Raw genomic sequence first — 6,379 nt, forward strand, 5'->3', positions numbered from 1 at the left:
CACCGAACTTAGCACCTTGGAATGAGAGAATAGCGACACACAAAGAGAATCTGCATGAGTTGAATGTGGAGTTAAAAACTGGATTGCAGAAAGAAGGAATGTCTGACAAGGAAAGAAAATCGTTCCAAAAAGATATGGAAAAGAAGATAGCGTCTGAAAGTAACAAAATGTATGCAGTGGAGACAGAAAGACGAAATCGGATGGAAGAATTTGAGAAGTCTTCTAATTTAATCTTTGGCAAGAACAGTAAGGGCGAATACAATGTGTCATCGAGTGAGATAGCGAAGCAGACGAAGGCGGCGATTTGTAGAGCTGATACAAATTACTATCAAAACCGTGCGAATGCAAGGATGGAAGCAAGTTTTGGTGAATATTTTATGAACAAGATAGAAATGGGAGATATTCGTCCAGGCACGGATCAGAAAAACGGACTTGTTTGGGACAAGGGTCATTTGAAAGGATTTGAAAATACATATCCACCGAAAGACGATATTCCAACGGCAACTTTTGATGCTTCCAATGCTTATACAGGAGAACCATTGAGCCATGACTATATTCAGCAGGTAACGGCGAATATGAAACCGGGTCAGATTGTTCAAGTTTGGACAGATACGGATGGTTATGGCAACCCGGATCGAGTGAATGTGAAACCGGGACCGAATCACTATTATGGATTTGGAATGAATCAGGCGGGCCAGTTGATCTACTTGAACCATACAAAACAGCCTGTTCAGTATTACGATGCAAATGGTGAAATTAGAACGCTTGAATTTAAAAAACCAATTCCGAAAGAAGCTTGGCCGTATTTGCGCGTGTTTAGAATTTACAAATAACGAGGAAAAGAAAATGAAAAAAGAATTCAGAAGTATATTCGTAGTAATTTTGATTTTTGTATTTGCATTGACCGGATGCAAAAAGACTTCGGAAGAGTTGGCAAAGGAAGAGGATATTAAAAAAAGGAAGCTTGTATCTTCGTCAGTTAATTCAGTTTACCGAACTTTTGTGAATAATTTAGTTTTTCTGTTTGGTGAAGATGCTCAGGTTTTAAAAAAGAAACCAGCATGTTTTGATTTTAGACCCAAAGAAGGAAAGGCATCGGTAAAGTTTTACCAACATCCAGAAATTTACAATTTGGAAGTGAAGACAAAGAATGAGTTAGAATACGTGCTGACTTACAAAGGTAAGCAAGCGGATTTAAAATTAACTTTGAAAGGAGAATTGCCAAAAGAAAATTCTAGTGTTTCTGAAGTTTTAAGTGCGGAGATGAATATTGCTATTCCCGGTGTTGAATTACGTTCAGGTTTTGTAAATGAAGTGGATTTGGTATATGAATATTTAGGAGATCGGAGTAAAGATTCACTTCATGCCCGCTTTTCCACTACCGAAGAATGTGAGGAAGATATTACTCGTAACGAAGAAATCGGCAAACAAAAGTCTACTTGCGAAGGTCCTGGTTGTTAGTAACGCAGTGCAGAACCCACACGTAATGTAGAAAGCGGAGTCCGGAAATCCGTAGTGCAGCTTGAAAAAGTCAAATGATAAAATGATTTTGTATTTGATTTCATATTGAAAATAAAAAATCACCAGTATCTTGAAGTTAACCGGTGATTGAATCTGAAAGCCTACTATTTCTTTTTCTTTGAAATAGAAGCTGTATCGGAACAAGGATCGCATAGATCTTGTTTGTTGATATTAGGCCGCATTGCAGCGGCCTTTTTGATTTGTTCGATAAATCGATGTTTGTTGGGGATTTTTCCGTTTAAAACTTGTTGGGGAGAAAAACCGAATAAAACGCCACTTGGTCTTGAGTTGTATTTAGGTACAGCGATTTTAAGAGTGTCGATTACTTCCTCAAATGAAACTATATTTTTAGGAAACAGAAATTCATATTTCATTTTCTTGTTCACAGCTTCGATCATACTGTTTGAGTAAGAGATGTTTACTTGAGCGATTAGTTTTTCGATGGATAGATTGGGTTGGTCTAAGAAACCGTTGACTTCGCCTTGATTTTCGGAACCATCATCGCAGAGAAGACGGATTGGTTTGTGAAATAGATTGAATTTTTCACAAACGTCTTTAAGATTTGAAACCGTATTCTTTGCATTCCACTTTAAAGAAGCTTTCCAACCGAGGATAGCTCTTGAGAAATTGTCCATGATGAAGTGGATATAAACTTTAGAACCGTCTTGCACGCGTAAGATGGTAGTATCCATGTGCAGTAATGTTAAAGGAGAGGAAGCGCGAATTCCGATTTTTTGTTTAGGTTTTTGAAACCTTTTGAAATCAGGTCTTAAAGCTCGAGCATACTTGTAAAAAGTACTTAAATTCATAAAAGCTTTTGTGTCGTTTAACATTTGATAGAAGATGGATCTGAGAGGCCAATTGGTGAATTCAGGATTTTTAATATATCGAGAAATGACCTTTTGTTCTTTAGAAGTGAGTTGTTTTGGATGTAGTTTTCTACAAAGATTAAAAGTAAAAGTGAAACAGTGAACCTCGTTTTTCCAACGATAGAAACGTTGTGTAGAAATCTTCAAGAGCTTGCAGGCTGCTTTAATTCCGATGAGAGGAGAGATCCTTGTAATGATGGAAACGATGTTTTTCTTTTGCTCGTTCCAGATTCTTCTTTTTCCCCGCATATTTTCCGTTAAGGAGAAGTAGAACTGAAAAACTAAAAGAAGAGCGGAAAGAGTTTTTTTGAAGGTTTTACTTTCCGAAATCTTTCTGTAGACGTCGTCTTTAAAATAAACGGAATCGTCTTCGGTAAATCCAACGACTAAAGAGAGATTTCGTTTTTTCCAATCGGAATAAGTCGAGTTTGGAATACGGGATTTTTCCTTTTTAGACAACATTCCTAGTTGCGCCTTTAATACAAGTGCGGTGTGATATGAGTTTTTGTTTTGATATATTCCGTTTTCATAGTTTCGCAAAAACAATTTGGGAGTAGGTTTTGTAAAGTAAAAAAGAGAAAAGTACATAAAAATAATATGATATACTAATTTTAAAAATGAAACCTTCGTTTATACCGGGACTTGTTTTACTATAATAAAAATCGTGCACCGTAGGTTCTAATAATATATTAATAATATATAATATACAAAAGAGGATTTAAATTAGATGGGATTTGTAAACGAGGGATTGGAAACAGAGCTTGAATTTTTGTCTTTGTATAAGAAGAGGCTGAAGGGTCCTGAATTAGAGGAATATGAATTCAAAGAAATCCTGGAAGACATTCTTCGTAATGAGTTGGAAGAATTAACAGAAGAACTTGTTCGAGCTAGTGTTCGTTACAATGGCATTTCCAAATATGTCGACTTAGTGCGTAGTTATTTTAATGGTGAAACAAAAACGTTATTGGAAACGTTTACCATAGCAGACGCACCAGTATTGTATTTTTTGATTAGTAATTTGAAATGGTCTCTTGATGAATTTCCGGATGTATCTTTGTTGATCTCGACGTTAAAATATCATGTAAGAACTCAAGTATCAGTTGAAGACAAGAATCTCCGTAAAGAATACATTCGTTTGTATCGGTTGAGCATCTACCATGCGTTGAATATTTTGGTTGATCTTGGCGATGCTTTGGACTTAGAAACAACTTTGGAAAAAGATGAAGAGTTAGAGAAGCTGATGATATTTTGGAACTATGAAATATTAGATCAGTTCTCTAAAATATATGAAACCCGCAAGGAGAGTCCGTATTACAAAAAGTTAGGTTGGTTTAAAAGATGGGCTATCTGCGGGTATTTATCGGACACAAAAGAAGCGTTGTATGTATATCAGTCTAAGAAAATGGAGTTAGAAGGGAAATCCTCAAAAGTAAAACGAATCAATACTTACAAAAAGAGGAACCGTAAAAAGTAAGAGGTTGAAAGTTTAATATTTTCTAAAAGCTGAGTAGCTCCACTGAATCGCTTCGAATCGAACAAATAATTGTCTAAGATTTAAAAATCATCCGATGATATAAGAACATCCTATTTTAAAAAGGTAAGACTATCTTGAAACGCGAAGATACAAATTCTTTAGCACAAGAAATCGCTTCAATATTTGAATCCATTAGGGAAAATACATATAAAGGCGGGAATCGATTTTTATTAACAGGACATTTAGAAATCGGCGCCTTATTAAATCGTGAATTTAATTCCTATATACTAAATGAGAAAAGTAAGCAGAGAATGAAAACTCTGACTGAGAAAATAGATAAAGTAGTAAAAATAAATTTTTCAAAAAGAACACTTTATCACGCTCTTAAATTTTACCAAGCCTATCATGGAAAGAAGTTAGATTTTCGTTTGAGCTGGAGTCATTATAGAATTTTATCAGCAATTTCGAATGTAGAGACAAGAAAAAAACTAGAAAAAGAAGCGGGCGACAAGGGTTGGAGTAGAGATCTTTTAGAACGATATGCTCGTGAGAGCGGTTATTACGGTGGCTCAAAGTCTTTAAAGTGGAATCGTCCTAATGGAGAGAATTATCATTATAAAATTGTAAAGAATGAGATCAGTTCACAAAAAAAACTTTGGATCGATTTAGGTTTTCGTTGTTATCGTGAATTGGATGCTAAAAGTTTTAAGGAAGGTGAAATTGTTCAACTCACTTTTACAAAGAAGACTTGGAGGATTCAAAAGGTAAGCTTGGATTCTTTTCTTTATCATTATCTTGGAATATTAGAAAGGGTTGTAGACGGAGATACCCTTGTAGCTCAAATAGATTTGGGTTTTGGTTTAACAGCCAGACAAAAGATTCGTTTGCTTGGAATCAATGCTCCGGAACTAAATGCACCTGGCGGGCAAGAGTCTTTTGAATCTTTAAAAAAGAAATTAAAACCTGGTACAAATCTTTTAATTAGAACACATACACAAGATAAATATGGTCGTTATTTGGGAGATGTGTTGTATTTATCAAAAAAATCCAGCTATGAAACTTTACGCGAAAAAGGAATTCATTTGAATGAAGAACTTTTAGTTGAATATTAACTTTAGAATTTTAGTAAAAAAGATATAAGATTTTAGATGTTTTTTGTTTAATAAAAGAGAAGAAAAAACATGAGAATATTGACTTTTGTCTGTATCATTCTAAACTGAGTATCATAAGAATAGAAATTATCTATGTTAGTTGAAAAACCTTTATCATTGTTATCGGGTGAATTTAACAACCAGACATTGACAAAGTTTTTCAAAGTGCGAACCGACGGTTCGCACTTTCTTTTTAAGGAGAAATATAGACTTACAACAGCGAAAGCGATCGAAGTGAAAATACTGCAATGCAACATGTGTCTTTCTATGATTGTTTTTGAATATACAGAAAAGTTAAAATGTTGCGTTGCAGATTGGAGCGTAGAGCGCGGTTTCTCGAAGCGAGAGCGTAGAGAAATTCGCCCTAACTCCTCGTCCCTAACCCCTAATCAATTAGCTCCTAACGTCTCTAAAATCCTTGCAACTGGTAACTATTCCCTAACCCCACAAAGCGAATGGGTGAAAGTAGAAGATCTACGTTTAAGAGACCAGGTATTAAGATCGGATGGAAGTTGGGGAACTGTAACAGGAATCTACTATTACAACACAGAACCTACGAAAGTTTACAACTTAGAAGTAGAGGACAATCATACCTACATTGTGGGTGGGGATGTATTAGGAATTGGTTACGTAGTTCACAACTACATAGTAGATCAGAAAGATAAGTTTTTATCGGGCGCCGAAGTAGAGAAAGCTTACAAAGACCACAAAAAGATGGGTGAGAAAGCAGAAATCAAATGGGGCGACAAAACTTACAAGAAGGTAAACGGAGAAGGTGAAGGAGTCGCTGTATTTGTAAGAGACTACGACGAGAAAGGAACGAAAGAATATATCCGGATTACAAAAGACGGTTTGATAGAACAAAAGATCAAGTGGAAAGGCCAGTTAGGCGAGTTTATGGCGAACACTTTGAGCGGAGAAAAAACAAAATACTTTAATACGAGAGGAGAAGAAGTATTTTTACAACCAGATAAGTTGGTGCGAGACGGAGGAAGTAAGAAATTACCATTTGATCCGGTAGATACGAAGTTAGCGAACAATATAGTTGATAAAGTAAAAAATGATTACGAACAAAGTCTTAGAACCGAATATGCAAACGACAAAAAATCAAAACTGACACCAGCTCAAATAGACGTAAAGGTGAAAGCAGAGATGGCGGTTTACAACCGAATTGCAGACCGAACATTTAAAAACAGTTATACGGATGAGAACGGCAATGCGATTAAACATGGAAGTGATAAGTTTTTAGAGACCTTAGCAGAACCTGAATTTAACGGACAGAACAGTACGAAGAAACCGGATGGAATGGAAATTCCAGTGAAGGTAGTAATTGAATATATGCGATCCAAATATCCGGATGGAAA

6 protein-coding genes are annotated in these 6,379 nt (G+C 35.7%); 5 read left to right on the top strand and 1 reads right to left on the bottom strand.

Annotated elements, in window-relative coordinates; genetic code table 11:
- On the top strand, window positions 1–833 hold an 833-nt coding region (locus tag BW942_RS20575; protein ID WP_082279666.1), incomplete at its 5' end, for a hypothetical protein.
- Window positions 834–846: 13 nt separating this feature from the next.
- Entirely contained in the window at window positions 847–1,461 is a 615-nt protein-coding gene (locus tag BW942_RS20580) for a lipoprotein, tandem type (RefSeq protein WP_000711420.1), read from the top strand.
- 164 nt (window positions 1,462–1,625) lie between these two features.
- On the opposite strand, the gene BW942_RS20585 is transcribed toward BW942_RS20580, so the two are convergent.
- The gene (locus BW942_RS20585; RefSeq protein WP_404899769.1) at window positions 1,626–2,930 is read right to left on the bottom strand and encodes a DDE-type integrase/transposase/recombinase; all 1,305 of its coding nucleotides are present in this window, start codon (window positions 2,928–2,930) and stop codon (window positions 1,626–1,628) included.
- A gap of 187 nt (window positions 2,931–3,117) precedes the next feature.
- Between BW942_RS20585 and BW942_RS20590 the strand changes: the two genes are divergently transcribed.
- The 3 genes from BW942_RS20590 to BW942_RS21610 all read left to right on the top strand — a co-directional run.
- Window positions 3,118–3,864, top strand: a complete 747-nt coding sequence (locus BW942_RS20590) for a hypothetical protein (protein WP_000508144.1) — start codon at window positions 3,118–3,120, stop codon at window positions 3,862–3,864.
- Window positions 3,865–3,998: 134 nt separating this feature from the next.
- Entirely contained in the window at window positions 3,999–4,976 is a 978-nt protein-coding gene (locus BW942_RS20595; RefSeq protein ID WP_000817677.1) for a DUF1016 N-terminal domain-containing protein, read from the top strand.
- A gap of 132 nt (window positions 4,977–5,108) precedes the next feature.
- On the top strand, window positions 5,109–6,379 hold a 1,271-nt coding region (locus tag BW942_RS21610; protein WP_244552893.1), incomplete at its 3' end, for a polymorphic toxin-type HINT domain-containing protein.

The organism is Leptospira interrogans, from assembly GCF_900156205.1.
In the GTDB taxonomy this organism is placed as follows: Bacteria; Spirochaetota; Leptospiria; order Leptospirales; family Leptospiraceae; genus Leptospira; species Leptospira interrogans.

What these genes read in the sequence shown, in the direction of transcription:
- BW942_RS20580 (WP_000711420.1), top strand. Translation starts at nt 847, where the DNA reads ATGAAAAAAGAATTCAGAAGTATATTCGTAGTAATTTTGATTTTTGTA.
- BW942_RS20590 (WP_000508144.1), top strand. Translation starts at nt 3,118, where the DNA reads ATGGGATTTGTAAACGAGGGATTGGAAACAGAGCTTGAATTTTTGTCT.